Consider the following 25,074-nt stretch of genomic DNA (forward strand, 5'->3'; position numbering starts at 1 on the left):
TTTCTTTCCTTATTTAAATAATTTTGAATGATGTTTTTTCATATATTCAACTATCTCTATGACCTCGTCGCTACCGCTAGCGTCTGAATTTTCTAACGCATCATCGATGCACTCAACATAAAGATTTGCCGCCTCTTCAAGTTTGTCTTTTTTTACTCCAGCATAGTAGAACATCGCCTCAAGCACCATACTAAGCTCATAGCTAAGTTCTTCTACGCTTACCTCTTCTTCTTTCATATTTCCTCCTGTGTTTTTTTAGTTATTAGATCTACTATCTGTGCTTTGATCGGATCAAAGCTAAAGCCATCTTTAAAATTTGCAAATAATCCGCCACTTGCGTTCACGTGTCCGCCGCCGCCAACTAGGTGTTTTGCCATGGCACTAACGTCAAGCTTGCCATTTGCGCGAAAACTTAGCGTTTTTTTATTTGTCACGTCGATAAAGAAGTCAAATTCAGGATTTGCCACCAAAAAGTCGTTGCCAATAACTGAAACGTTGCCGATATTGTAGGTTAAAATTCCTTTATGATCTTTATAAGTGATGCTAAATTTCTCTTTATTTTCACTAAGTTTTTTTACGACGTAGTTTGAGATTAGATTGCTTAGCGTATCGTCTTTATCCTCTTTGAAAAATGACTTTTTAATAGCATGTACCTGCATATCAAGCCCGATATAGTCGTTTTTTTCGTTAAAAAATTTGCTAGCTTCTTTTAATAGATGATCCATATAAAGGTTGTTTTCAGATTCAAACATCACCTTATTTATCTCTTTAGCATTTGCCACAAGTCCCAAGCAGACCTTGCCCATCTCGAAATTTTTATCATCTTTTAGCCAGATATCCACGGCATTTACGACGTCACTAAAAATTCCAAGCTCTTTGTTTTTACCAAAAATGCCTGCAAAAAAGTCGTAAGTAATCTTTGTAGCGCACCTTGAACTATCCAAAAAATACCATGAGTAAGCGCTCGCGCACTCGGCACCACTTTGGTGATGATCTAGCAAAAATAACTTAATATTTTTACCATCTATCATCTCCTCAAAGCTCTCACACTGAGCTAGGCTTAAATTTAGATCAGTGATCAAGATGATGTTTTTATCGTCATTCGAGACATCTATCTCAGATAGAATTTGAGCAAATTTATCATCTATCTCTCTGCCGTAGTTTGAGTTTAGAAATTTCACATCTTTGAAGTAAAAATTTGTTATGTATTGCGCGCCGTATCCGTCAAGATCGGTGTGTGAGAGGTGATAGATTTTCATAGTTTTCCTTTATAAATTTTCTATTTCTATGACGCCAACCGTTTCAAATGGCGTATTTGCCGAGATCTCAGCAAAACTTAGCACCACGATGTCGATGGCAAAATTTGCGCAGATATTTGCTATAAATTTTCTTAGACTTGGCTCCACACAAAGCACCATTTCGCCGTGCTGACTCATCGGCCGTTTCTCTTTTTCATGCCTTAGAGCCTGAACGATCGATGAAGTTTGAGCCACATTTATCATCAGGTGATACGCGCCGTCTTTATACTGCACCGCATCCATAAGCTTTTGCTGCGCAGCACTATCTAAAATGTAAAAATTTAGCTGACCTTTCTCATCGACGTAAAGCGAGGTGATGACACGTGAGAGTGCTGCACGTACGTGCTCGATGATCATATCTAGGTTTTTACTAACCTCGGCTATGTCGCTAATTGATTCAAGTATACTAAGCAGATCTTTGATCGGGATATTGTCTTTAAGCAGCGCTTTTAAAACCTTTTGGATCAAATTTATAGGCGCAATCCTTAGCGTATCCTCGACCACAACTGGATAGTCGATCTTTAGTTTGTCTAATAAATTTTGCGTCTCTTGGCGAGTTAGAAGCTCGGCTGCGTTTTGCTTGATAAGCTCACTCATGTGCGTTGAGATGACGCTTGCAGGATCAACTATCGTGTAGCCGCTAAGTATGGCGTCCTCTTTGACGCTTGCATCGATCCAGAGTGCGTCTAGCCCAAAAGCTGGCTCTTTTGTCGGAATTCCTTCAATATCCTCGCTCACTAAGCCACTATCCATCGCTAGAAATTTATCAGCATAAATTTCACCCTGACCGATCACGATGCCTTTTAGCTTAAAGCGGTATTCGTTTGGCGGTAATTGAAGGTTGTCGCGGATCCTTATCTTTGGCATCAAAAAGCCAAGACTTGAAGCAATATTTCGCCTCATAGCACGAATCCTCTCAATGAGATCCACATCAGCTAGCTTTAGCAGACCATATCCTAGGTCGAGCTCTAAAATTTCAAGCTTTAAGATGTCGTTTATCTTAGTCTCTTCTTCTCTTGCGATCTCTTCGTCGCTCTTCTTTGGCACCTTAGTAGTGGCACCACTAGCAGCTGCCCCTGCTCCACCTTGCGTAGCGGCTCCAGCTTTTTTAGAAGCTGTTTTGTCTTTTGACGCAAGGCTTAAATTTAGACCGCCATCTTTGGTCTGTTTGATGATGTAGCCAAGTCCCAAAAATAGCACTGCAATAAAGCCAAGAGATAGAGTTGGTAGGCCAGGAACAAGGGCAAACATAAATAGTATGAAGCCCACTATCAGTAAGGTTTTATAATCCCCTAATAGCTGATTTAACGTACCTTCTGCAAAGTCCTCATCATCCTTGCTAGCCCTTGTGATGATGATGGCAGTTGCTGTTGAAGTGATAAGTCCTGGGATCTGGCTCACAAGGCCATCACCGATAGTTAGGATCGTATAGTACTGAGCCGATGTCGCCATATCAAGGCCGTGCTGAAACGAGCCGATAGCAAAGCCGCCGATAATGTTGATGATAGTTATGATGATGCCAGCGACGGCGTCACCTTTTATAAATTTAGACGAACCATCCATCGCGCCGTAGAAATTTGCCTCACCGATGATGGCTTGACGTCTTTCGCGCGCTGTCTTTTCATCAATCAAACCTGCGTTTAAGTCCGCATCTATCGCCATTTGCTTACCTGGCATCGCATCAAGTGTAAAACGTGCTTGCACCTCACTCACACGGGTTGAGCCCTTTGTTACGACCATAAAATTTATGAGAACCAAGATACAAAAGACGATGGTGCCGATGACAAAGTTGCCACCAACGACGAAATTTCCAAAGCTTGAGATGATCTCACTGACCGCTTCTGGGCCATTGTGACCTTCGCTTAAGATCATACGCGTGGTTGCGATATTTAGCGAGAGGCGAAAAAGCGTAACGATAAGGATCAGTGTCGGAAATGTACTAAGATCGGTTGGTTTTGGCACATAAATCGAAATTAAGATTATAAGCACAGAAATAGAAATAGAAAGTGCCAGAAAAAAGTCAAGTACCGCGCTCGGAAGCGGTACGATAATGATAGCAAGGATGGCAACAATGATACCAACGATGCTAAGACTTTTAAACTTAACAATTGGCGCAAGAAACGGCGCAACAAGAGTTAAGATATTATTTTTTTGCTTTGCCAACTTTACTTCTTAACGATATCACTTAGTTTTATCGCATCAAGCATCTCGTCGATCTTGCTTTGAAGGCCGCTAAACATCGACCAAATTTGACAGCTTGAGGCTTTATTTGACGGGCAGCCATCCGCAGAAGATGAGCACTCAAAGACGTTAAGTTCACGTTTTTCAGCGCACTCTATTATCTTTTTTATGCTTAAATTTTCAGGTTCGTTATTTAGCGCGAAACCGCCATTTGCCCCTTTAAACGACTTTAAAATTCCATCTTTTGCAAGATTTTGTAAAATTTTAGCTAAAAAGCTTTTTGAAATTTTAAGTTCATTTGAGATCGTATCAACATCAACTGGAGATGATTTTTGAGATATTAAAATAAGTGAAAGTAGAGCGTATTCGCTTGCCTTTGTAAAAAGCATTTATCTTCCTTAAGTCTTTAAATAGCCCTAATTTTATTAAATTTTTACTGCATTTTTCATTAATTTTTAAAAAGCGTAGTTTTATCTAACTTTATGTTTTAAATGCTATAATCGCTCTTCCAAAATTCACCAATCAGGAGGTCATTATGGCTTTGGATTCGGCTAAAAAAGCTCAAATAGTTGCGAAATTCGCTAGAAAAGAGGGAGATACAGGCTCTCCAGAGGTTCAAATAGCTCTTTTAACAGCTAGAATAACTGAACTTACAGAACACCTTAAAATTTTCAAAAAAGACTTTTCATCACGCTTAGGTCTTTTGAAACTAGTTGGTCAAAGAAAAAGACTTTTAAAGTATCTTAAAAACAAAGACTACACTACATATTCAAAACTAATCTCTGAGCTTGGCTTAAGAGATAAATAATCCATCGGAGAGCGATCTGCTCTCCTTACTAATATTTCATTTATGCATTTCTTTTGTTCAAAATTTATAGTCTATTTTAAAATTTTCCATCTTTAGTATTAATTTATCTACTCACAATACGACTAATCTTTTTAAATAAGGTAAAATTAAAATTAATTTCTTCATTTTATATAAAAAGCTAAATCTCTATATCTTTATTTCTTTTATAATAAATTTATCAATTTTAAATAAATTTTAAAATCCCTAAATAATTGACTTTAATAGAATTAAATTAATTTTAACTTAAGTTAAAAATTTATTTTTATAGATAAAGAATTTTTATTAAAGATTAAGAATTTGGCTAGTAATATTACCCATATAGAAATATGCAAATATTGCATAGTAAAGGAGAAAATGATGAAAGAAGGCAAAGTCATCTGTCCTTATTGCGGGACAGGCTGTCAAGTAACCTTGCATGTGGAAAACAATGTCGTTCGTGCCGCCACTGGTGTCGAAGACAATCCAGTCAATCAAGGAAATTTATGCTTAAAAGGCTTTTATGGCTGGGATTACGTTGCAAGTCCAGATAGACTCACAAAACCACTAATTAGAAAGAAAAATGGCGTATTTTCAAAGGATGGTGATTTTGAGGAAGCCAGCTGGGACGAGGCGCTTGATCTTGTCGTAGAGAAAATGAAAGAAACCAAAGCAAAATATGGCCCAGACGCATTAGCTGGAAATTTCTCAGCACGTTGTACACTTGAGGACAACTACGTTGCTCAAAAACTAATGCGTGCAGTAATTGGCACAAACAACGTCGATCACTGTGCTAGAATTTGACACGCTCCGACAGTAGCAGGACTTGCTAAAACAATCGGAAACGGAGCTGCCACAAATAGCTTTACAGAGATTGGCACTTATAGTAACTGTATATTAATGATAGGCTCAAACCCAGAAAATGGTCACCCAATCGCAGCTATGCACATCCAAAGAGCGCTAAACCGTGGTGCGAAATTAATCGTCATTGACCCTATCAAGACTGAGTTTGCAAGCAGAGCCGACATTCACTTACAGCTTGAGCCAGAGCACAATATCCCAGTTATCAACGCACTTCTTTATACTATCATCGAAGAAGGCCTTGTAAATGAAGAATTTGTAAGAGATCACACAATAGGCATCGAGTACGTCAAAGAAGCCGTAAAAGACTATGCTCCAGAGGTCGTGGCTAAATACACAAGGCTAAATCCAGAGGATATTAGAGCAGCTGCTAGAATGTACGCTACCACAAAGCCAGCTGTCATCACTCACGGTATGGGCGTAACTCACTTTAACCACGGCGTTGGCGGAGTTTGCGATGTATCAAATTTATTCTTGATTACTGGCAACATCTGCGAGCTTGGCACAGGAGACTTACCACTAAGAGGCCAAGAGAATGTTCAAGGATGCTGCGATATGGGTGTTTTACCAAATATTTTCCCAAATCTTGGCTCAGTAACTGATCCAGAGCAAAGAGCTTGGTTTGAAAAAATGTGGCACCTAGAACCTGGATTTTTGAACTCAAAAATAGGCGTTCACAAAACCGAAGTACCTGATGCGATACTTGATGGCAAAGTGCATTTTTTCTGGACTATCGGCGAAAATCCAGTCATCTCTGAGCCAAATACAAACCACTTCTTAAAAGGTATCGCTCATGTTGATTTCTACGTCGTGCAAGATCTATTCTTAACCGAGACTTCACTAAAAGCTGACGTCATACTTCCAGGCGTTGCAAGTAGCGAGAAAGAAGGACTTTATACAAACGCAGAGCGCCGCGTACAGCACAACGAAGCAGTCATCACACCTCCAGGAGATGCTAGACAAGACTGGTGGATCGTTTGCGAGATCGCACGCCGTTTAGGAGCAACTGAGGGCTTTAACTTCAACTCACCAGAAGAAATTTGGGAAGAAGTTAGAAAATGCGACCCAAGACGATATGGCGGTATGAGTTATTATCGTATCAAAAAATATCACGGACTTCACTGGCCATGTCCAAACGAAGATGATATGGGCGGTCAGAGCCTCTATCTTGATAAGAAATTCTTTACACCTGATGGCAAAGGTCGTTTTGTGCCATGCCTCTTTGTGGATAAAGCCAATAAGATCGAGAGTGCAAAACTTGAGTTTGCTAAGAAGATGAATATGTCGCCTGAGTATCCTATCATGGCTGGCTCAGTCGATGAAAAGACTGATGATGAGTATCCGATACAGCTTCTAACCACTAGAAAGGTCTATCAATACACCGTTGGCACTATGACAAGACGCTCACGAGCGATTGAAGAAGGCGGAGATAGCATCGGACCTATCGCCGAGATGAATCCGGCACTTGCAGCAAGATATGGCTTAAAACAAGGCGACTTCATCAAAGCATGGAGTAGATACGGCTACATCGTCGTAAAAGCTGAAGTAACAGATATCGTGCCTGATGGCATCATCCAGATGACTTTCCACTACTGGGAGAGCTCTTGCAATGAGCTAACAAGCAGCGGTTGGGACTACATCAGTAAGACTCCGACATTTAAAGCAGCTATTCAGATCAAAAAGATCGATGAAGAAGAATTTTTACGAGTTCGCGAGCTAAAACGCATAAAATTCCAAACTTCAAAGATCATCTACGATGACTTCCACCACCACGGAAATGCAGCGATAAATGAGTAAATTTAGCGGGTAACTCCCGCTAAATTTATTTTAAATTGAATTTTATATAACTTATAAAAGTTTCGATACTATAAGCCCAAAAATATCACTTATTTTTATATTGGATTTTTTAATTACTTCTATAAGCTTCTGGCGATTATTAAGTGCATCAAAAAACTGTTTTTCATTTAGTTTTTTATCTTCTAGATAAGTCTGAACGGTCTCTTTAAATTTCTCTTTATCTAAAAATTTTTCAAATAAAGAAAATAAAGTATTTATCCTAATTTTTAGAATTTCATTATTTAAACCATAATCAGCAAATGAGCCAAGATTATTTATTGCATTTATCATTTCACGCTTTTGAACACTACTTTGTATATGAATTTTAACTTCACCATTTTGCTCATCGTAGATTGTGCTAAATTTTTTAGCAATATCCGCAAGCGTTTCTCTAACTATCTCATCACCACTTTGTTTTGAGTATCTTAAATGTGCATTTAAGGTTAAACTCTTTACCTTTGTTTCACTTATTTTTAATAAATTTGATATTTTATAATTTGACAACCCTTTAAAATCACTAAAAAGCAGATGAAATATAAGAATTTCGATTTCACTTTTACTCATAGAGCCAAAGCTACTAGACAGATAGTGTTCTAAAAATTCTTTACCAAAATTTTCACTCGCTTCTTTTATGATTTCTTCAATGCTATCCAACTGCTTACTCATAAAGCACTCCTTATATAATAAAAATAAAAATAGCCACTTTTTAAATAAAAAATTTATTTAAACGCCAAAAAACTCATAAAATTTCCCCACTTAAATATGCTCTCGACTCGCTTAAAGCCAGCATTTAGGGCTAAGCTTCTATTTTCTTCTTCAGTGTATGGCACCAGCACATTTTCAAGTGCCTCTCTTTTTTGAGCGATCTCGTAGCGTGAGTAGCCTTGTGCTTGCTTGTAGTCCTCGTAAATTTCTATGACACTTTTAGTAAGCTTTTTATCTTCAAAGATGATCTTTTCACTAAACAAAAAAACTCCATTTTCATTTAGTCCGTTATAAATTTTTTGCACTAGATCAGCCCTTTTTGGCGGTCTGATAAACTGCAAAGTATAGTTTGCTAAAACTGCGTCAAAGCCCACTAACTCACACTTTAAAATATCATCAAGCAAAAATTTTATCTTTGCTCCATAAGCTTTTGCCTTATTTTTGGCATTTGTTAGCATCGCCTCAGAGTTATCCACGCCGCTTAGCACGAGGTCGTTTCTAAGGTTGTTTAGCAAAAGCAGGCTATTTGCCGTAGAGCAGCCAAGGTCGCATACACTTGCATCTTTTGGCAAAATTTTAGCAAGTAGCTTTGCGTTTAGATTTGAGCTCACATCGTAAAACGGCACCGAGCGCGAGATCATATCATCAAAAACGCTCGCCACAAAGTCATCAAACTCAAACTGCTTGCTTATAGGCTCTTTAAAAATTTCATCTCTCATATACCAGCTCCGTATCCGTCAAAGTATCTCATTGTCTCGTTGCCAAAAAGATCGCACACGCCAACACAAGCTCTAGCTGCGTTTATATCGCATTTGATCTGTTCTTTTAGCTCTTCAAGTGTGTCAAATTTTTTATTATCTCGCAAGCGTTTTATAAAACAAACTGCGACATGCTTCGCTACTTTTGGCGCGACCTCGTCTAAGATGTGTGTCTCGACGCTAAAATTTCCATCCGTACTAAGTCTATTTCCTATAAAAGTGACCGAGCCATAGGTATATGAGCCCATTCTCGTTCTTGTGGCGTACACGCCGTCTTTAGGCAATAAATAGTTTTTTACATCCAAATTTAGCGTTGCAACTAGCTCCTTTGCACCGATGCCCTGCCCTTTTATCACGTTGCCCTCGACCGAGTACTCCCTGCCTATTAGCCTGTTTGCCTCTTCGATATTGCCTTGGCGTATCAGCTCCCTAATGGATGAGCTATGCACGCCCATGCCGTCATAACAAACCTCATCAACGACGACCACCTCACCATCAAAAATTCTTTTCAAATCGTGCTTATCCCACGCTCTATTTCTGCCAAATCTAAAATCAAACCCAACAACGATCTTTTTTAAATTTTTAAAATCATGTTTTAGCATCGCGATAAATTCCTCACCACTAAGCCCTTTTATACTCTCAAAATCGTACAAAAAGCAAGGATAGTTTGAGTACTCGGCTCGCTTTAGCTTTGGTGTGATGTTGGCTTTATTCTTATCGATCACGACAAGTCCGCCAAACTCGCCTAGCTGCTTTAAAAGCTGTTTGTGTCCTCTATGCACGCCGTCAAAATGCCCGATCGCAACGGCAGTGATATTATCTTTTGTTAAAAGCGTAGAAAAATTCGGCATTTCCCTCTTTCCCTTTTACTTCGCACTCTTTGCAAGCTATCATTTTAAATTCTAAGCCATTAGCCATCACTTCAAACCTCTTCATCGCTAAATTTATAGCTTTCATATCAGTGACGACGCCTTTTTTATTTCGTTTTACGCCAACACCCACTTCAAATTGTGGCTTAAAAAGCGTGATAATGAGCGAATTCTCGCTTGCAAGCTCGCAAATAGCTGGTAAAATTTCAGCCAAAGAGATAAAGCTCACGTCGCAGGTTATGAGGTTAAATTCATTTTTGTGCGTTTTAGCAAACTCCCTGACGTCAGTTTTTTCATAAATTTTTACTCGCTCATCGCTTCTTAGGCTAGCGTCTAGCTGATCAGTGCCCACATCCACACCAGTCACGCTTTTTACGCAACGCTCAAGCAAAATTTGCATAAAGCCACCAGTTGAGCTGCCTATATCAAGCGCATTTTTGCCAGTTAGATCAAATTTCACCGTCTCCAAAAAGCTCTTTAGCTTCAAAGCTCCTCGCCCAACATAAATTTCTTCAAGCAGCGAAATTTTAGCCTCGCCAACCTCGCTTGAAACCTTGGTGCAAATTTCGCCGTTTGCTAGCACCTTGCCGCCCTTTATCAGCTCGCTCGCCTTGTTTCTACTTATATTTAAAACGCTTGCGACGTAGTTATCAAGCCTCAAGTTTTAGCCTCTCATATTCGCTCTCGTCGATCACCAGCACACCTAGCTCATTTGCTTTATCTAGCTTGCTGCCAGCCTCCTCGCCAGCTAAGACGAAGTCCGTTTTTTTAGAAACTGAGCCAGAAACCTTTGCACCAAAACTCTCAAGCTCCGCCTTTATCTCATCTCTTGGGCGACTTAGCGTGCCAGTTATAACGACCGTCTTGCCACTTAGCGCATTTGAGATGCTCTGCGTCTGCGTCACGCTTGGCTGCACGATCTGGCTAAGAGCTAAAATTTCGTCCCTATTTACCTCAGCAAAGTCGGTTAAACTATTTGCCATCTCCGCGCCAAAGCCCTCAAGCGAGACAAGCTCATCAAAGCTAGCATCAAGCCAGCCCAGTCCAAAGCTACTCGCAAGCTTCTTTGCCGCCACTTCGCCGATGTGCTCGCAGCCAAGGCCTGTGATAAAGCGCGATAGCTCCGCACCTTTGCTAGCTTCGATCGCATTTAAAAGGTTATTTACCTTTTTCTCTTTAAAGCCCTCAAGCGCCATGAGATCATCAAATTTAAGGCTGTAAATGTCCTTAATACAAGCAATCAACCCCTTGTCAAATAGCAAATTTACGATCGCATCGCCAAGGCCATCGATATTTAGGCATTTTTTTGATGCGTAGTGGATTATCGAGCCCACCACTCTTGCCCTGCAGCTTAAATTTTGGCACTTTACAAAGACCCCTTCATCAAGCAGGTGCGAGCCACAAACTGGGCAAAATTTAGGCCTCTCAATCGCTTGCTCGCTGCCATCTCGTCTATCTTTAAAAACCTTTGTGATCTTTGGTATCACATCTCCTGAGCGGATGATACCGATGTAGTCGTTTTTCATGACGCCAAGGCGCTCGATCTCATCAAAGTTGTGAAGGGTGGCGGATTTTACATTAGCACCATCTATATTTACCTCATCAAGCACGCCAACAGGCGTCACCACGCCGCTTCTGCCAACTTGAAGTGCGACATCTCTTAGCCTTGTGACCTTCTCAATGGCTGGAAATTTAAACGCCACCATAAATTTTGGAAATTTGACCGTATATCCTAGCTGCTCACAGCGCGCAAGGTCATTTACACGTATCACCATGCCATCCATCATCACGCTCTTTGCCTCGCGGCTGGCTAGTAGCTCGTTATAGGCAGTCTCAAGCTCATCTTTTTTTAAAATTTTGAAAAAATCATCTCTCTCAAAGCCAAGATCACGCACAAATTTCATCACCTCGCTGTGATCTTTTAGCCCAAGGCTCTGCTCGCCAACGCCCCAAGGTATGAAAAGTAGCTTTCTTTTAGCGGTCACTGCGCTATCAAGCTGCCTAAGACTTCCCGCAGCTGCATTTCTAGGGTTTGAAAGTAGCGCCTCGCCCTCTTTTGCGCGCTCTATATTTAGTAGCTCAAAGTCATCTTTTCTTATGACGACCTCGCCCCGGATTTCAATGAGCCCTTTGTAGCTAATGCTCTTTGGCACCGAGCTAATAGTCCTTGCATTTTGCGTCACGTCCTCGCCTGTAACGCCGTCGCCTCTGGTTATCGCCCTAACTAAAACACCATTTTCATAGAGTAAATTTAGGCTTGCTCCGTCAAATTTTGGCTCAGCAACAAAGATCAAATTCTCTTTCTCGCCACGCTTTAGCCACGCATCAAGCTCGTCAAGACTAAAGATATCCTCCATGCTCCACATGCGCTTTATGTGGCTTGCCTTGCTAAAGCCCTCTTTTACGCCTCCGCCCACTCGCTTAGTCGGCGAAAATAGCGAAATTTCACTAGGATTTGCCTGCTCGAAGGCCAAAACCGCGTGATATAGCGCATCATACTCCTCGTCGCTTGCAAGTGGCTCGTCCTCGTCGTAGTAGGCCTTAGCCCACGCATTTAGCGTATCTACCGCTTTTTCATACTCTTGTTTTGTCATTTTTTCTCCAAATTTACACTGCATTTTATCTTAAACATACTTTATAAATGATCCAAATTTAGCTCATTTTTATCGCACAAATGGACGTTTTTATAGACCTTTGCTATCTCGTCTCTAGCCCTCATCAGCGCAAAGCCAAGCAAATTTTGCCCACACCACTTCATAGGATTTTGCGCATTTTCATCGCTTGCGCCAAAGCCTATGCCCCAAATTTTATCAACTGGGCTTGCCTCAACTAAAACTCTACTCCCAGTTGATAGCAAAAAGTCTCGCAAAGGGGCATTTTGGCTAAATTTTAAATAGCTCGCATTTAGCACGACGTTAAATTTGACCTCGTCCCAGATCTTAGCGTCAAAGCCACGCACCTGCCTGCCAAGCGCCTTCATTTGCACTGGATCTTTGGCGGATAAAATTTGCTCCAAAGCCTCTTTATCGCGAAAACACTCAGCCTTTTTAGCCATCATATATTGCTCAGCGCAAAGGTATCTAGTTTCATCTTGCCAAAAGCTAGAGGCGTACCACTGACTAAGGCAGCTTGCACTTATGTCTGCACTCTTTTGATGACCCCAAAATAGAAGAAATTTATCCGATTTTCCAGCGTTGTAGCGCTTTTTTAGCCACGCTAGATCATATCTTGGCTCGCGATCCCAAAGGTCGATAACAAATTCATCGTTGATAAAAAGCGCACTTTCGTCGCTTCCAAGCCTCTCATCCCAGTACCCACGCCAGATCGCGGGCTCAGCAAAAAGGCGCCTGTACTCGCTACGCTCATCTTGGCTGAGTGCTTTTAGCCAGTTATTAAATTTAAACTTATAATCCTCGCCAGCGCTCATCCTCCAGCCGATGGAAAATGGATCCATACTTGGAAATTTGATCCAAGGTGGCGGAAGTAAATTTCTCATCCGGCCTCTTTTATCAAAATTTAGCCTCGTCCTACCAAAGCGTGGCTTGACTCATTGCCTCGTGCATATCAAAAAGCTGCTTGTGCTCGGCCACATCGTGCGTCCTAATGATCTGCGCGCCGTTTTCGAAGGCCTTTAAGTGTAGGTAAAGCGAGCCTGGTAAGCGCTCTTTGACCTCGCTTGGGTAGTAGTGATTTATGACTGATTTGCGGCTAGCACCAACTAGTAGTGGGCAGTCAAATTTTAAAAAATGCTCCAAATGTTTAATAAGCAATAAATTTTGTTCAGCCGTCTTGCCAAAGCCGATGCCAACGTCAAGCACTAGCTTTTTGGCGCCAAGCTCCTTTACTAGGGCTATCTTTTGCTCAAAAAAGTCTGCTATCTCGCCGATTAGGTCATTATATTTTGGTGCTACCTGCATAGTTGCAGGATCACCTTGCATGTGCATCATGCAAAACTCAGCGTCGTATCGCGCCGCAAGCGTGGCAAGTGAGACATTTGCCGTGATGTCATTTATCATTTTAAAGCCGTGATTTAGAGCAAATTCAAGACAATATGGATCAAAGCTATCAAGACTAAATTTTGCCTTTTCATGTAAATTTAGCTTGTAAATTTCCTCCACGATATCTTTTATGCGCCTAAATTCCTCTTCACGGCCGCAGTACTGGCTCCCTGGCCTTGAGCTAACGCCACCAAGATCGATATAGCTAGCTCCTGAATCTATCATCTGCTCAATCTTAGCAATACCATTTTGAGTATTTATGCGACTTTGCTCATTAAAGCTATCTGTGTTTATATTTGCAACACCCATTATAAGAGGCTTTGTTGGCTTTATAAATTTTGTCTCTAAAAAGACTGCTAAATTTTTAAGTCCAAAGTCTTGCAACTTCTCTTTTTTAGCTAGCTGCCTAAGCTGTGCATTTGTAGCCATTAGCAATGCTTTATTTAGACTCTCACGGCCCAAAATCGTATCTTTATGCGTCACAAGCTCAGCCCCAACACTTAATGCATCTTGCTTTAATATATTTGCCGCTGGGGTTTTTATCTCATCTATGTAAATAAAATTTATCTCGCTCTTTTCACGCATAAGCTTCGCACCAGCAGGACTTGGCGAGATGGCTTTACAAATTTCATCAAAGTCACTTTTATTATTTATCTTATAAAATTTCAACGTCGTCCTTTTTGAAATATAGTAAGCAGTAGCGGCGTTAGCACGGCATGAGACTTGGCATTTAGATCCGCAAGCTTGATAAGCGAGAAAAAATAATCCATCTCATCGCCGCTAAATTTATACCCACTATCAACCGCCTTTGTCACGATAATACCAACAAGCTCTTTTAGCTCGTTTTTGCCAAATTTCTGTGCTTGTTCGTCTACGATCTTTTGATCGATAAAGCTTGTTAGCTCTTTTAGGCTAAGTGATTTTAAATTTAGATCAAGGGTTATTTTTGGCTTTTTTGTGAGATTATTTTCTATGAGCATTCTTGATCTAATCGTTGGCAAAAGTAAATTTTTACTCTGCGTTGCTATTATAAATTTGATATTTCTTGGAGGCTCTTCAATGATCTTTAAAAGTGCATTTTGAGCCTCTGTCCTAAAAGAATTAGCATTTATTACTAAAATTTTTTCATCTTTTTCAGCAATGTAAGCTTCTGCAATGACCTCTTTTGCGTTTTCTAGCAAAAAATCATCGCTTATAAAAAATCTTAAATTATTTATGCCAAACTCGCTTTCAAGCTTGGCTTTTAAACTTTCAAAATCGCTTGTAATGACGATTTTATTAAGCATTTAGAGTATCACCTTTGCAAAGAGCGCCGCATCGATGCTTTTATCAAAAATTTTGCAAAGGCTTATTAGTTTAACGTCTAAATTTTCATCGATCGAGCTAAGAGTAAAGCTATTTTGTGCCTGCTCGTCAAATAGCCACATATAACTATCCTCATCACTTTTGGCTAAATTCGCATATCTATCAAGGCTCTTTCCGATATAAAAAAACAAGTAACCATTTGGAAAAGCAAGACTTAGCATATCTTTTAGAAGCTGCTTTTGTTCATTTGTCTCTATCTCATCAAGCGATGGATAAAGCGATCTTAGGCTAAAAAATGGCAAAAATGGCCTTATGCTTTTTGAATGATTCATCTTTTTTAAAAGATAAATTTCAAACCATCTTCGCTCTTCATCACTTATAGTTATAAAAGCCCTTCCTTCAAGTAAAAATTTAAGCCTAGATGCGAGCAAAGGCGTCCATTCGACACGCCTTTCCTCCATCCAGCTCATCAAAGGGCCTTCGTCCCTAATAGCCTTTAACGTCCACTGAATAAAATCTTGCATTATTTATCTAGCTTATAAGCATCGTGAAGTACGCGAACTGCTAGCTCACCATATTTTTGATCAACGATCATTGAAATTTTTATCTCGCTTGTTGAGATCATTTGGATATTTATGCCCTCTTTTGCAAGCGTTTCAAATGCCAAACATGCTACGCCGCTATGGCTCTTCATGCCGACGCCAATAACTGAAACTTTCACAATCGCATCATCAAATTCTATATGTTTTGCAGCTGAGAGCTTTTGCATAGTCTCTTTTGCTAGTTCAAGCTCATTTTGTGGCACTGTAAAGCCTAAATTTGTAGTGCCGTCATGTCCTACGTTTTGGATTATCATATCTACGTTTATGTTTTCATGAGCTAAAGCTGTAAAAATTTCTGCTGCGATGCCAGGCTTATCAACTACGCCTCTTAATGTTACTCTTGCTTGATTTTTATCTAGTGCTATTCCGCTTACTAAAACTGCTTCCATATTGTCATCTTCCTTTGCTATTAATGTACCTTCGTTGTGATTAAAGCTACTTCTTGTAATGAGTTTTACATTTAGTTTTTTTGCTAGCTCGACTGAGCGATTTTGTAGTACCTTTGCTCCAGCAGAAGCTAGCTCAAGCATCTCATCATAGCTTATTTTCTCAAGTTTTTTTGCCTTTTTTTCTATCCTTGGATCAGTCGTATAAACGCCATCAACATCGGTAAAAATTTCGCATAGATCAGCATCAAGCGCCCCTGCTAATGCAACTGCGCTAAGATCACTGCCGCCTCTACCAAGGGTTGTGATATTACCTTTTTCATCTATACCTTGAAAGCCAGCCACAACTACGATTTTGCCAGCTTTTAGCTCGGCTTTTAGCCTAGCAGTCTCTATCCTTTCGATCCTTGCTTTTGTATGAATATCATCAGTAATTATGCCTGCCATCGCACCTGTCATACCCACACATGTATAGCCTTTTGCATTAAGTGCGATCGTTAAAAGTGCGGTCGTTACTTGCTCTCCAGAGCTTAAAAGCATATCAGTGGCGACGCCATCTGGATGTTTTGAAAAATACTCACTATATTCAACCAATTGATTTGTAACTCCGCTCATCGCAGAAACTACCACAACTACGTCTGCACCGCTATTTTTTGTCTCAATGACTCTATTTGCCACAGCTTCGATGCGTTCAAGTGTTCCTACGCTAGTTCCGCCAAATTTTTGAACGATCAACATCAAAAATATCCTTTCTCTTTAAAATAACTCAAAACCTTTTCATAAATAGGCTTTTTAAAGTGATTTATACCCTCTAAACTTCTACCAAAATCTACAAATTTATACTCGCTAAACTCTGGATGCTCTGTCTTTAAATTTATGCTGGCACCATTTTTAAGTCTAACCAAAAAATATTTTTGTGTCTGTCCATCAAATGGATAAAATTTCTTTGCCGCATTTGCTGGAAAGTCGTAGCTTAGCCACTCTGGATACTCTTCTAAGATATCGATTCTATCAGTTCCGATCTCTTCTTTAAGCTCCCTTTTTAAGGCCTGCTTTGGACTCTCACCTTCGTCTATTCCACCTTGAGGAAACTGCCAGATATCGTCCATATCCACTCTTTTTGCGACTAAAATTTCACATTTAAATGGATACAAGCTAGACAAAACAACAGCTGCCACGTTTGGTCTATATTTTTTTTGCATGATTTTTCCAAAAATTTTATTTGGGATAATAACTAAAAAGAGTTAAGAGATAGATAAATAAAAACTACTTTTTACGCCGTTTGTAATAAATCACACAACCGCTAAAAAGTAGCATGCCAACTCCGCAAGAAGCTATAAAAAAGATAAATTTTCCAGCCTCTCCAAATATATATCCAGCGTGCAGATCAAGCATAAATTTATAAATTTCAAAAGATTTTGGCATGGTGTTTTTTAAAATTTCTCCACTTGCCGTATCGACTGCAAGCCTAACGCCATCGCTCTCACTAGCACCTTTTGGCAAGTAAAAGATCATAAATTTTACGCCGTCCTTGTTGAGTATAAAATTTAAAGCGTCAAACTCATTTCCAAATTTTAAAGTAAAAATTTCATAAGCTTTTTGAAGATTTTCTACCTTTTGCTCATCATTTAGGCTAAAGCCATTTTTGCTAGTAAAATTTGGCTTTTTAAAGACCTTCTCTTCGCTACAAATTTGATTTATAACCTTAGCAAAGCTCTCATAAGAAAAGTATAGACCGCTAACACAGATAATAAGCAAAATGGATCCCAAATAAAGCCCTAAAAATCCATGCAACGAATATAAAAAAGCAAATTTCTTTGCCTTTAGATTTAGCTTAAAAGCGCTAATAAATTTGCTTCTAAATCTCCAAAAATGTATTAGCACTCCGGTTATTAAAATCACAAGTAGTGCAAGCGTTGAAATCGCCACTATTTCACTTACGAATTTAGATAAATTTTCATTTTTAAATAGAGCTAGTCCTAGATTTTTATGTAAATTTAAGGCTAGCCCTATAAATTTTTCCACACTATTTTCAGAGACTATCTCGCCCGTATAGGGATCTACGAAGAATGACTTAAACTCGCCATTCTCACTTGTGCCACTTACTACATAAGCTCTATTTGCCTCGCCTTTTATCTTTATATAGCTAAGGTTAAAATTTGGCCAAGTCTTACTAAAGACCTTTAAAATTTCATCTATTTTTAAAGCACTTTTATTAGTTGCCGCGCCTATCTCATCTTTGCTAAAAGCTTCAATTATCTCATCGTGATACGAAATAATCGCTCCACTAATTGAGATTATCAAAAGTGGCAAAGCAAAGATAAGAGCTAAAATTAAGTGAAATTTCCGCCAAATTTTAAACATTTTAAAACTTTAAATTAAAGCCAAGTTCGATCTTTTGCCCATCGGCTATTAAGATATCATATCTGTTTGATCTTGTCGTAAAAAACTCGTTAAAGAGATTATAAACGCTTAGGTTTAGGCTGAAATTTTTAGTTACATTGTAGTTTATGCCAAGATCTGCGATAACGTAAGCTCTCATATCATTAGCATAGTTAAAAGAGTTTTTAGTTCTACCATAGTAATTTATCTGTGACCAGAAATTTAGCCATCTATTTAGCTCGTAGTTCGCTCCAAATTTAAATGTATGAAGCGGATAGTTGTTTAAGGTTTTACCAGCTTCTGGTCCATCTTTTTGTTTTGATTTTGTATAAACATAGCTTTGATTTAGTCTAAGAGCATTTGTCACCTGCCACTCATTTGTTAGCTCAACTCCGTAAATTTCAGCCTTGCCGATATTTATACTCTCCCAAATACCATTTGGATAAATTTTACCTTTGTGTCTGCAAACGCTGCCTCTTGAGCAGATAGGGTTATAGCTTAACATATCTTTAAAACTTGTGTAAAAGCCAGTTAAAGACGTTTCAAAACCTTCATTATTATTATAAACGCCACCAAATTCATAACTTACGCTTGTCTCTGGCTTAAGGCTGCTTCTACCAAGCTGTGCTCCAAGTCCTCCAGCAAATGGCAACGCAAGATCTTGTGTGCGTTGCTTGATATCGGGTGTTGCATAACCTGTGCTAACTCCACCCTTTAAGGCGAAAAAGTCGTTTAAGCTATAGATGCCATAAATTCTTGGTGAAACGTGCGATCCATAGTTTTCATCGTAGTTATAACGAATACCAGTACTTAAGATAAAGTCTTTTGTAAGATGATAATCATCTTCGCCGTAAAGCGAAACATCATACCTTTTTACATTTGCCGCATCTGCTGTGGTAGCCTTTTCGTCAAGCTTTTCTTTTTTAGCGTTTAGTCCTAATGTAAAGGCATTATTATCGGTAAAATATGAGCCTTTTGTATCAAAATTTAGAGTCTTTAACGTCAAATTTTGTTGAGCTGTCTCTTTTAGCTTGCCATAAGATAAATAGCTTTGAAGCAAGATATTATCAAGCCTTGCTTCGTGGCTTAAATTTATCATATCTCCCTCTATTCTCTCGCTAGCAACCGAGTTAGTACCAGTTGATAGTGTTTTGCCTTTAGTTCTTTTATATTTCACATCGCTTCTTGCAAGCTCAAGTATAAGATCATTATTTTCATTTGGCTTAAAAAATAGTTTTGCACCAAAATTTCTATCCTTTTGCTCTCTGATTCCATAAGAAATTTTATCTTCTGATTTATTTAAATTTTTACCATAAACAGAAACACTTAAAACATCATCAATTAGTCCAGAGTGCAAATAAAGGCTATTGTAAAGCTCGCCACTTATATTTTTATTTCTTGCAAATTTATAGCTTGAGCCAAGATTTGCACCAAATTCATTACTAAACTCATCTGTAATGATATTTATAACTCCGCCTAGTGCATCGCTTCCATAAAGCGAGCTCATAGGTCCACGTATCACTTCAATACGGCTTATCGCACTTGCTGGTGGGACGAAACTATATGAGCCTCCAACACTTCTAAGTCCTTTATAGGCGTTATCGCCTGGTACTGGCATGCCATTTACTAGAATTTTAGTAAATCTTGGAGAGAATCCACGTATAGAAATTCCTCGTCTATTTGCCGCTGCGGGACTTGTCCCAAAAAGACTTGGGATATCTTTAGTCATGCTCTCGATATCTTTGTGATTTTTCTTTTCTAATGCCTCTTTAGTTATAACGCTAAGCGTTGCTGGTGCGTCTTTGATATTTTGTTCAAATCCTGTCGCACTCACTACTTTAACTTCTGGTAGAGCTTTATCTTCATTTGCAAAAAGCGGTAAATTTATAAAAATTGCCGCGCAAATAGAAAATTTTAATGCACTTTTCACAAAAACTCCTTATAAAAATTTAATGCACATTTTACTAAAATTAAATAATCGTTATCAATATCATACGTAACGCTAAAGGGATTAAATTTAACGCTTGAGGGATAAAATGATAAATTTAGACAAAAAATATGGAACGAGAAAGATATCTCAAAAGGAAAAACAAGTAAGCGTGGAGTTTTTCAAGCAAAGCAGTGGTATCAGCTATCTAAAAAGTGAAATTTTATGTAATGGCAGGATAAAAAGAGATCGTCATAAGTCTAAAAAATACCTATTTTTAATGTTTAATGAGGATAAAAACGATCTTTGCTTTAAGCTTGATAAAAAAGAGTATATCTTAAACAAAGATGAATTTTGCATTGGGCTTGTTAATGACGATTTTAAAGGTGTCTTTGAGTATCAAAATAAATTTTATAAGACAAAAACACTACTTTTTGACGAAAGCTACGCAAATAAGCTTGAGATATTTGCTGGACTTAGATTTGATGATAAATTTGAGCTTTTGAAATACAAAAAAGATTTAGCTCAAATTTGCGTTTTAAATGAACTTGAGACGACAAATTTATATGAAGGCACGATCAGGGAAATTTTTACCGAGTCAAAAATTTTAGAGCTTATTTATAAAAGTAAAATACAAAAAGAGAGCGAAATTTCACTTAGTAGAGATGAAGAAAAGACTCTTTTAAAAGCTAAAATGATCTTGCTAAGTCGTATGCAAAATCCTCCAAGTATCAAGGAGCTAGCTCATCTTTGTGGCACAAATGACTTTTGGCTAAAGAAAAATTTTAAGCTATTTTTCAAAGATACGATCTATCAGCTCTTAGCAAAAGAGCGCCTAAAGCTAGCTTTTACTCTTTTAGAGCAAAACGATATCAGCATAAAAGAAGCTGCAAATATCGTAGGTTATGCAAATACTGCACATTTTGCAAAAATTTTTAAGATAAATTTTGGCTTTTTGCCAAGCAAACTCTTAAAGACAAAAAGCTACTTTTAAACTGCTATAAATGCCAAATTTCTTATAATCGCCAAAATTTTAAAGAGAGAAATTTGCAAGTTTATATCCACGTGCCATTTTGTGAAAGCAAGTGTCCTTATTGTGCTTTTGGCTCAAGTGACGACGAATTTAACAAGGTTAGCGCCTATTTTAAGGCACTTTGCCTTGATCTAAATTTTCAGCTAAAAAGCCAAAATGTAAAAGAAATTTCTACTATCTTTTTTGGTGGCGGCACACCAAGCGCGGTAAATGCTAAGCTTTATGATGAAATTTTTAGCATTTTAGCTCCTCTTTGCACTCCAACAACTGAGATCACACTTGAAGCAAATCCAAATTCTGCAAATTTAGCCTGGCTAAAGCATGTTAAAAATTTAGGGGCAAATCGCATAAGCTTTGGTGCTCAAAGTTTTTTTGAAGATAAGCTTAAATTTCTTGGTCGCATTCACAGTAGGGAGCAAATTTTTAAAGCTGTAGAAAATGCCCAGACAGCTGGCTTTGAGAGCATAAATTTAGACCTCATCTATGACACTAAATTTGATACTAAAAAACGCCTTTTAGCTGAAGTGGCAAATTTAAAAGATCTTAATATCACTCACCTTAGCGCATACTCGCTCACACTTGAAGAAAACACCCCATTTGCTGGCAAAAAAAGCTATAAAAAGGATAGCGATAGCTTGGCTAAATTTATGATAGAACAAATTGGGCTTGCTGGCTTTGGGCAGTATGAAATTTCAAATTTCGGGCAAATTTGCAAGCACAATCTTGGCTACTGGCAGGGCAAAAACTACCTTGGCGTGGGCGCTTATAGCGTGGGCTTAGTGGATGACACTAGATACTACGCCAAAAATAGCATAGATGCCTACATCTTGCAACCAACTTACAGAGAAAAAGAATTTTTAAGCCAAAGTGAGCTTGTAAGAGAGCATATATTTCTAGGGCTTAGAAGCATAGTTGGCGTGGAGGCTGGACGCTTAAGTGAGGCTCAGAAAAAAAGAGCAAATTTGCTTGTGGAAAATAAAAAACTTGATCTTAAAAACGGTAAATTTTATAATCCAAATTTCTTATTAAGCGACGAAATTGCACTCTTTATCGAGGGCTAAATTTATAAAATTTTGAGCAAAGTCAAGATAAAATACAAAGCTTAAATAAAATTTAATAGAGGCAAAAATGTTTGGAATGAGTTTTTCTGAAATCTTAGTTATCGCCATTATTGCAGTGTTAGTTTTAGGTCCTGACAAGCTGCCAAGCGCGATGGTTCAGATTGCAAAATTTCTAAAAATGTTTAAAAAAGGCATAAACGACGCAAAATCAACATTTGATCAAGAAATGAAGATAGCTGAGCTAAAAGAAGATGCTCAAAAATATAAAGAAAGCATAACTAAAAGCACGCAGAATGTGCGCAAAAAGCTTACTTTTGAAGAGCTTGACGAGATCAAGAAAAGCGCAAATGACATCACGAACGATATACAAAATGTCGTAAGCGACACCAAAAAAACGGTAGAAAATATACAAAATCCAACAAATTTAGTTAAAGATGCGATCTTAAACGATAAAAAAGAGGCGTAATGTTTGAAGAGCTAAGACCCCATTTAATCGAACTTAGAAAGAGACTTTTTATAAGCATAGTAAGCGTTTTTGTCTGTTTTGGCATCTGCTTTACGTTTTGGAACCCACTGCTTGCATGGATGAGCGAACCGCTAAAACAGGTATTGCCAGCTGGCTCAAATATCATATTCACTCAAATTCAAGAGCCATTTTTTACTGCGATGAAAGTTGCATTTTTTGCTGGTGTCGTGATCGCGCTACCTATCATTTTTTGGCAGTTTTGGCTATTTGTCGCCCCTGGACTTTATGACAATGAAAAAAAATATGTGATCCCATTTGTCATCTCAGCTTCATTTATGTTTGCGTGCGGGGCGGCATTTTGTTACTACGTGGTCATCCCACTTGGCTTTGCATTTTTGGTAAATTTTGGTGGCCAGCTCTTTACGGCATTACCAAGCATTGGCGAGTATGTTGGCTTTTTTGCAAAACTACTAATTGGCTTTGGAATTTCATTTGAGCTACCAGTCATTACATTTTTCTTAGCAAAGATCGGACTTGTCGATGACAAGATGCTAAAAGATTACTTCAGATACGCTGTTGTTATTATCTTTATCTTTGCAGCTATCGTTACACCACCTGATGTGATAAGTCAAGTCTTAATGGCGCTACCACTCATTGGACTTTATGGAATTTCAATAATCGTCGCCAAAAGAGCTAACAAGAGCGACGATGAAGACGAAAAAGAAGAACAAGGCAGCGACATAGCAAGCGATGAGTAATATAAACGACGTCTCAAGTTATGATTATTTTTTGCCAGAAGAGCTCATCGCAAAAGAGCCAGTTTTGCCAAAAGAAGAGGCAAGATTGCTTGTCTATTTTAAAAAAACAAAAGAGATAAAACACTACAAATTTAAAGATCTCTCCAGCCTTATTCCAGATGATGCTGCAGTTATTTTTAATAATACAAAAGTTATCAAAGCTCGCATTTTAGGACAAAAAGAAAGCGGTGGGGCTTGCGAAGTGATGCTAAATCAGCCCATAGGCGAAAATAAATTTAGCGTCTATATAAGAGGCAAAGTAAGCGCTGGTAGCGTTTTAAATTTTCCTGATAATCTAAAAGTAAATGTGCTTGAGCTAAATGATGATGGCACAAGAGTGGTAAATTTTACGCAAAATGGCATTTTGCTTGATAATGTTCACCTTTTTAGTGAGCTTGAAAAGATTGGTCACGTCCCGCTTCCACCATACATTAAAAGAGCCGATACAAAGGATGACGAGAGCTGGTATCAAAGCATATTTGCCAAAAATAGCGGTGCAGTAGCTGCCCCTACTGCAAGCTTGCACTTTAGCGAGCAGATGCTAGAGCAGATAAAAGCAAAGCATGAAGTAGCCTACATTACGCTTCACGTTGGCGCTGGGACATTTAAAGGTGTGGAGTGCCAAAATATAAATGACCACAAAATGCACTCAGAATTTTACGAGCTAAGCGAGCAAGCTCAAGAGATTATAAAATCTAATAAACCAATCCTTGGCGTTGGCACGACGGTTACTAGATGTGTTGAAGAATTTGCAAGAAGCAAGCAAGCAAGCGGCTTTTGCAAGCTATTTTTAAACCTAAATAATAAGCCTATCAGGCAAAACTACCTTCTTACAAATTTTCACCTACCAAAATCAACTCTAATAATGCTAGTTACCAGCTTTATAGGGCTTGAAGAGACGATGAGGATTTATAAAACGGCAGTTGATGAAAAGTATAGATTTTACTCATACGGCGACGGGATGTTGATAATATGAAAGATAAACCTATCGATATCATAAACAGAATGGAAATTTTTCTTAGCGCCATATACCAAGATGCGCAAGACACTAAAAATTCCATCATTTTTAGTTACGATCCAAGTTATCCAAGGTTTTTAAAATTTGATGCCACAAATCTCATAAAAACACTTGAAAATATTTGCAAATTTTTCCTTTACTCTACCGAATATGCAGACATTTACATTCTCTTTCAACTTAAAAATTATAGTCCCAAATCTGTACATTTTGACATTAAGATAAAATCTAGCCATAGCGTAATGAGGCCAAGTCACTACTATCTCAGCAAGATAAATGACTATCTAAAAAAAGCAAACGAATCTATAATCTCTCACAATGATGGAGAATTTTTAATATCTTTTAGCGCGGCACTAACAGGCGATAGAGCCATCCAAAGACAAATAAATATCAAAAATCAAACAAATACAAATATCTTAGTTGCTTGCGATGACGATGCTTTGTTTGACACCATTAGTGCTCAGATAAATTTTTTAGGTCTAAAAGTTATCGGCAAAAACGACATTAGCAATCTAATGAGACATATAAAAGATTCTATTTTTACTCCATTTGTTATTTTTATCGATAGTAAAATTTTAAAAAATGAAGCGATGCTAGAAGATATACTTGAGTTTAAAAATATTAAAAATTTTCGTATTGTAGCCATTTGTAAAAGCGATGAGTCAGCTAACGATCTGCCAAATCATGTCACAGTATTAAAGCAACCCTTTAGCACAGATAGCTTTCAGCTAGCTTTTAAAAATTCGCTCGAAAAATAGACCGATTTTTACT

General features: G+C 38.4%; 25 protein-coding genes. 8 read left to right on the forward strand and 17 right to left on the reverse strand.

What is annotated here, in order from left to right:
- Positions 1–9: 9 nt before the first annotated feature.
- The 4 genes from CVS95_RS09050 to CVS95_RS09065 are packed head-to-tail and all read right to left on the reverse strand — an operon-like array spanning position 10 to position 3,868.
- Positions 10–237, reverse strand: a complete 228-nt coding sequence (locus CVS95_RS09050; protein WP_021089755.1) for a hypothetical protein — start codon at positions 235–237, stop codon at positions 10–12.
- Positions 234–1,259: a DHH family phosphoesterase gene (locus CVS95_RS09055; protein ID WP_107696382.1), complete on the reverse strand. Its 1,026-nt coding sequence runs from the start codon at positions 1,257–1,259 to the stop codon at positions 234–236. Before CVS95_RS09055 ends, CVS95_RS09050 begins: the two co-directional genes overlap by 4 nt.
- Before the next feature lie 9 nt (positions 1,260–1,268).
- Positions 1,269–3,461, reverse strand: coding sequence for a flagellar biosynthesis protein FlhA (flhA, locus tag CVS95_RS09060; protein WP_107696383.1), 2,193 nt, complete (start codon positions 3,459–3,461; stop codon positions 1,269–1,271).
- Positions 3,462–3,463: 2 nt separating this feature from the next.
- Positions 3,464–3,868: an RrF2 family transcriptional regulator gene (locus CVS95_RS09065; RefSeq protein WP_054196916.1), complete on the reverse strand. Its 405-nt coding sequence runs from the start codon at positions 3,866–3,868 to the stop codon at positions 3,464–3,466.
- Positions 3,869–4,014: 146 nt separating this feature from the next.
- On the opposite strand from CVS95_RS09065, the gene rpsO reads away from it, so the two are divergent.
- Both rpsO and CVS95_RS10020 read left to right on the forward strand, forming a co-directional pair.
- The gene (gene rpsO, locus CVS95_RS09070) at positions 4,015–4,287 is read left to right on the forward strand and encodes a 30S ribosomal protein S15 (protein ID WP_004317763.1); all 273 of its coding nucleotides are present in this window, start codon (positions 4,015–4,017) and stop codon (positions 4,285–4,287) included.
- A 393-nt stretch (positions 4,288–4,680) separates the two neighbouring features.
- A complete protein-coding gene (locus tag CVS95_RS10020) occupies positions 4,681–6,960 on the forward strand; it encodes a molybdopterin oxidoreductase family protein (protein ID WP_413784129.1) in 2,280 nt (759 codons plus the stop codon).
- A gap of 51 nt (positions 6,961–7,011) precedes the next feature.
- Here CVS95_RS10020 and CVS95_RS09085 read toward each other — a convergent pair whose 3' ends face one another.
- From CVS95_RS09085 to CVS95_RS09145, 13 genes are all read right to left on the reverse strand, one after another.
- Positions 7,012–7,665 (reverse strand): PTS sugar transporter subunit IIBC, encoded by a 654-nt coding sequence (locus CVS95_RS09085; protein ID WP_107696385.1) that lies wholly within the window; start codon positions 7,663–7,665, stop codon positions 7,012–7,014.
- A gap of 53 nt (positions 7,666–7,718) precedes the next feature.
- Entirely contained in the window at positions 7,719–8,423 is a 705-nt protein-coding gene (cmoA, locus tag CVS95_RS09090; RefSeq protein ID WP_107696386.1) for a carboxy-S-adenosyl-L-methionine synthase CmoA, read from the reverse strand.
- Entirely contained in the window at positions 8,420–9,313 is an 894-nt protein-coding gene (locus tag CVS95_RS09095; protein ID WP_107696387.1) for a bifunctional riboflavin kinase/FAD synthetase, read from the reverse strand. The genes cmoA and CVS95_RS09095 overlap by 4 nt, the downstream gene beginning before the upstream one ends.
- Positions 9,279–9,992, reverse strand: coding sequence for a TlyA family RNA methyltransferase (locus CVS95_RS09100; protein WP_107696388.1), 714 nt, complete (start codon positions 9,990–9,992; stop codon positions 9,279–9,281). The genes CVS95_RS09095 and CVS95_RS09100 overlap by 35 nt, the downstream gene beginning before the upstream one ends.
- Positions 9,982–11,925, reverse strand: a complete 1,944-nt coding sequence (ligA, locus tag CVS95_RS09105; protein WP_107696389.1) for an NAD-dependent DNA ligase LigA — start codon at positions 11,923–11,925, stop codon at positions 9,982–9,984. The genes CVS95_RS09100 and ligA overlap by 11 nt, the downstream gene beginning before the upstream one ends.
- Positions 11,926–11,966: 41 nt before the next feature.
- Positions 11,967–12,827 (reverse strand): NADAR family protein, encoded by an 861-nt coding sequence (locus CVS95_RS09110; protein WP_107696390.1) that lies wholly within the window; start codon positions 12,825–12,827, stop codon positions 11,967–11,969.
- Between the two features lie 31 nt (positions 12,828–12,858).
- The gene (gene folP / locus CVS95_RS09115) at positions 12,859–13,998 is read right to left on the reverse strand and encodes a dihydropteroate synthase (RefSeq protein WP_107696391.1); all 1,140 of its coding nucleotides are present in this window, start codon (positions 13,996–13,998) and stop codon (positions 12,859–12,861) included.
- Positions 13,995–14,615, reverse strand: a complete 621-nt coding sequence (locus CVS95_RS09120; RefSeq protein ID WP_107696392.1) for a DNA polymerase III subunit delta' — start codon at positions 14,613–14,615, stop codon at positions 13,995–13,997. Before CVS95_RS09120 ends, folP begins: the two co-directional genes overlap by 4 nt.
- Entirely contained in the window at positions 14,616–15,158 is a 543-nt protein-coding gene (locus CVS95_RS09125) for a HobA family DNA replication regulator (RefSeq protein ID WP_107696393.1), read from the reverse strand. It lies immediately after the preceding gene.
- Positions 15,158–16,360: an aspartate kinase gene (locus tag CVS95_RS09130; RefSeq protein ID WP_107696394.1), complete on the reverse strand. Its 1,203-nt coding sequence runs from the start codon at positions 16,358–16,360 to the stop codon at positions 15,158–15,160. Before CVS95_RS09130 ends, CVS95_RS09125 begins: the two co-directional genes overlap by 1 nt.
- The gene (locus CVS95_RS09135; RefSeq protein ID WP_107696395.1) at positions 16,360–16,824 is read right to left on the reverse strand and encodes an RNA pyrophosphohydrolase; all 465 of its coding nucleotides are present in this window, start codon (positions 16,822–16,824) and stop codon (positions 16,360–16,362) included. The genes CVS95_RS09130 and CVS95_RS09135 overlap by 1 nt, the downstream gene beginning before the upstream one ends.
- A gap of 64 nt (positions 16,825–16,888) precedes the next feature.
- A complete protein-coding gene (locus tag CVS95_RS09140; RefSeq protein WP_107696396.1) occupies positions 16,889–17,986 on the reverse strand; it encodes a PepSY-associated TM helix domain-containing protein in 1,098 nt (365 codons plus the stop codon).
- A 1-nt stretch (position 17,987) separates the two neighbouring features.
- Complete coding sequence (locus tag CVS95_RS09145) at positions 17,988–19,934, reverse strand: TonB-dependent receptor domain-containing protein (protein ID WP_107696397.1); 1,947 nt, start codon at positions 19,932–19,934, stop codon at positions 17,988–17,990.
- A gap of 106 nt (positions 19,935–20,040) precedes the next feature.
- Here CVS95_RS09145 and CVS95_RS09150 point away from each other — a divergent pair, with 106 nt between their 5' ends.
- From CVS95_RS09150 to CVS95_RS09180, 6 genes are all read left to right on the forward strand, one after another.
- Positions 20,041–20,925, forward strand: a complete 885-nt coding sequence (locus CVS95_RS09150; RefSeq protein WP_107696398.1) for a helix-turn-helix domain-containing protein — start codon at positions 20,041–20,043, stop codon at positions 20,923–20,925.
- Positions 20,926–20,978: 53 nt separating this feature from the next.
- Positions 20,979–22,025, forward strand: a complete 1,047-nt coding sequence (gene hemW, locus CVS95_RS09155; RefSeq protein WP_107696399.1) for a radical SAM family heme chaperone HemW — start codon at positions 20,979–20,981, stop codon at positions 22,023–22,025.
- Positions 22,026–22,092: 67 nt separating this feature from the next.
- On the forward strand, positions 22,093–22,491 hold the full coding sequence (gene tatB / locus CVS95_RS09165) for a Sec-independent protein translocase protein TatB (protein WP_085658241.1): 399 nt from the start codon (positions 22,093–22,095) through the stop codon (positions 22,489–22,491).
- Positions 22,491–23,249, forward strand: a complete 759-nt coding sequence (gene tatC / locus CVS95_RS09170) for a twin-arginine translocase subunit TatC (RefSeq protein ID WP_103600384.1) — start codon at positions 22,491–22,493, stop codon at positions 23,247–23,249. Before tatB ends, tatC begins: the two co-directional genes overlap by 1 nt.
- Positions 23,242–24,264, forward strand: coding sequence for a tRNA preQ1(34) S-adenosylmethionine ribosyltransferase-isomerase QueA (queA, locus tag CVS95_RS09175; protein WP_107696400.1), 1,023 nt, complete (start codon positions 23,242–23,244; stop codon positions 24,262–24,264). The genes tatC and queA overlap by 8 nt, the downstream gene beginning before the upstream one ends.
- Positions 24,261–25,061: a hypothetical protein gene (locus CVS95_RS09180; protein WP_107696401.1), complete on the forward strand. Its 801-nt coding sequence runs from the start codon at positions 24,261–24,263 to the stop codon at positions 25,059–25,061. Before queA ends, CVS95_RS09180 begins: the two co-directional genes overlap by 4 nt.
- Positions 25,062–25,074 lie beyond the last annotated feature (13 nt).

It is taken from the genome of Campylobacter concisus (genome assembly GCF_003048905.1).
In the GTDB taxonomy this organism is placed as follows: domain Bacteria; phylum Campylobacterota; class Campylobacteria; order Campylobacterales; family Campylobacteraceae; genus Campylobacter_A; species Campylobacter_A concisus_V.

Excerpts from the sequence above, each read along its gene's own strand:
- CVS95_RS09050 (WP_021089755.1), bottom strand. The coding sequence starts at position 237 with ATGAAAGAAGAAGAGGTAAGCGTAGAAGAACTTAGCTATGAGCTTAGT.
- CVS95_RS09055 (WP_107696382.1), bottom strand. The coding sequence starts at position 1,259 with ATGAAAATCTATCACCTCTCACACACCGATCTTGACGGATACGGCGCG.
- CVS95_RS09065 (WP_054196916.1), bottom strand. The coding sequence starts at position 3,868 with ATGCTTTTTACAAAGGCAAGCGAATACGCTCTACTTTCACTTATTTTA.
- rpsO (WP_004317763.1), top strand. The coding sequence starts at position 4,015 with ATGGCTTTGGATTCGGCTAAAAAAGCTCAAATAGTTGCGAAATTCGCT.
- CVS95_RS09085 (WP_107696385.1), bottom strand. The coding sequence starts at position 7,665 with ATGAGTAAGCAGTTGGATAGCATTGAAGAAATCATAAAAGAAGCGAGT.
- cmoA (WP_107696386.1), bottom strand. The coding sequence starts at position 8,423 with ATGAGAGATGAAATTTTTAAAGAGCCTATAAGCAAGCAGTTTGAGTTT.
- CVS95_RS09095 (WP_107696387.1), bottom strand. The coding sequence starts at position 9,313 with ATGCCGAATTTTTCTACGCTTTTAACAAAAGATAATATCACTGCCGTT.
- ligA (WP_107696389.1), bottom strand. The coding sequence starts at position 11,925 with ATGACAAAACAAGAGTATGAAAAAGCGGTAGATACGCTAAATGCGTGG.
- CVS95_RS09110 (WP_107696390.1), bottom strand. The coding sequence starts at position 12,827 with ATGAGAAATTTACTTCCGCCACCTTGGATCAAATTTCCAAGTATGGAT.
- CVS95_RS09120 (WP_107696392.1), bottom strand. The coding sequence starts at position 14,615 with ATGCTTAATAAAATCGTCATTACAAGCGATTTTGAAAGTTTAAAAGCC.
- CVS95_RS09125 (WP_107696393.1), bottom strand. The coding sequence starts at position 15,158 with ATGCAAGATTTTATTCAGTGGACGTTAAAGGCTATTAGGGACGAAGGC.
- CVS95_RS09130 (WP_107696394.1), bottom strand. The coding sequence starts at position 16,360 with ATGTTGATCGTTCAAAAATTTGGCGGAACTAGCGTAGGAACACTTGAA.
- CVS95_RS09135 (WP_107696395.1), bottom strand. The coding sequence starts at position 16,824 with ATGCAAAAAAAATATAGACCAAACGTGGCAGCTGTTGTTTTGTCTAGC.
- CVS95_RS09140 (WP_107696396.1), bottom strand. The coding sequence starts at position 17,986 with ATGTTTAAAATTTGGCGGAAATTTCACTTAATTTTAGCTCTTATCTTT.
- CVS95_RS09150 (WP_107696398.1), top strand. The coding sequence starts at position 20,041 with ATGATAAATTTAGACAAAAAATATGGAACGAGAAAGATATCTCAAAAG.
- tatB (WP_085658241.1), top strand. The coding sequence starts at position 22,093 with ATGTTTGGAATGAGTTTTTCTGAAATCTTAGTTATCGCCATTATTGCA.
- tatC (WP_103600384.1), top strand. The coding sequence starts at position 22,491 with ATGTTTGAAGAGCTAAGACCCCATTTAATCGAACTTAGAAAGAGACTT.
- queA (WP_107696400.1), top strand. The coding sequence starts at position 23,242 with ATGAGTAATATAAACGACGTCTCAAGTTATGATTATTTTTTGCCAGAA.
- CVS95_RS09180 (WP_107696401.1), top strand. The coding sequence starts at position 24,261 with ATGAAAGATAAACCTATCGATATCATAAACAGAATGGAAATTTTTCTT.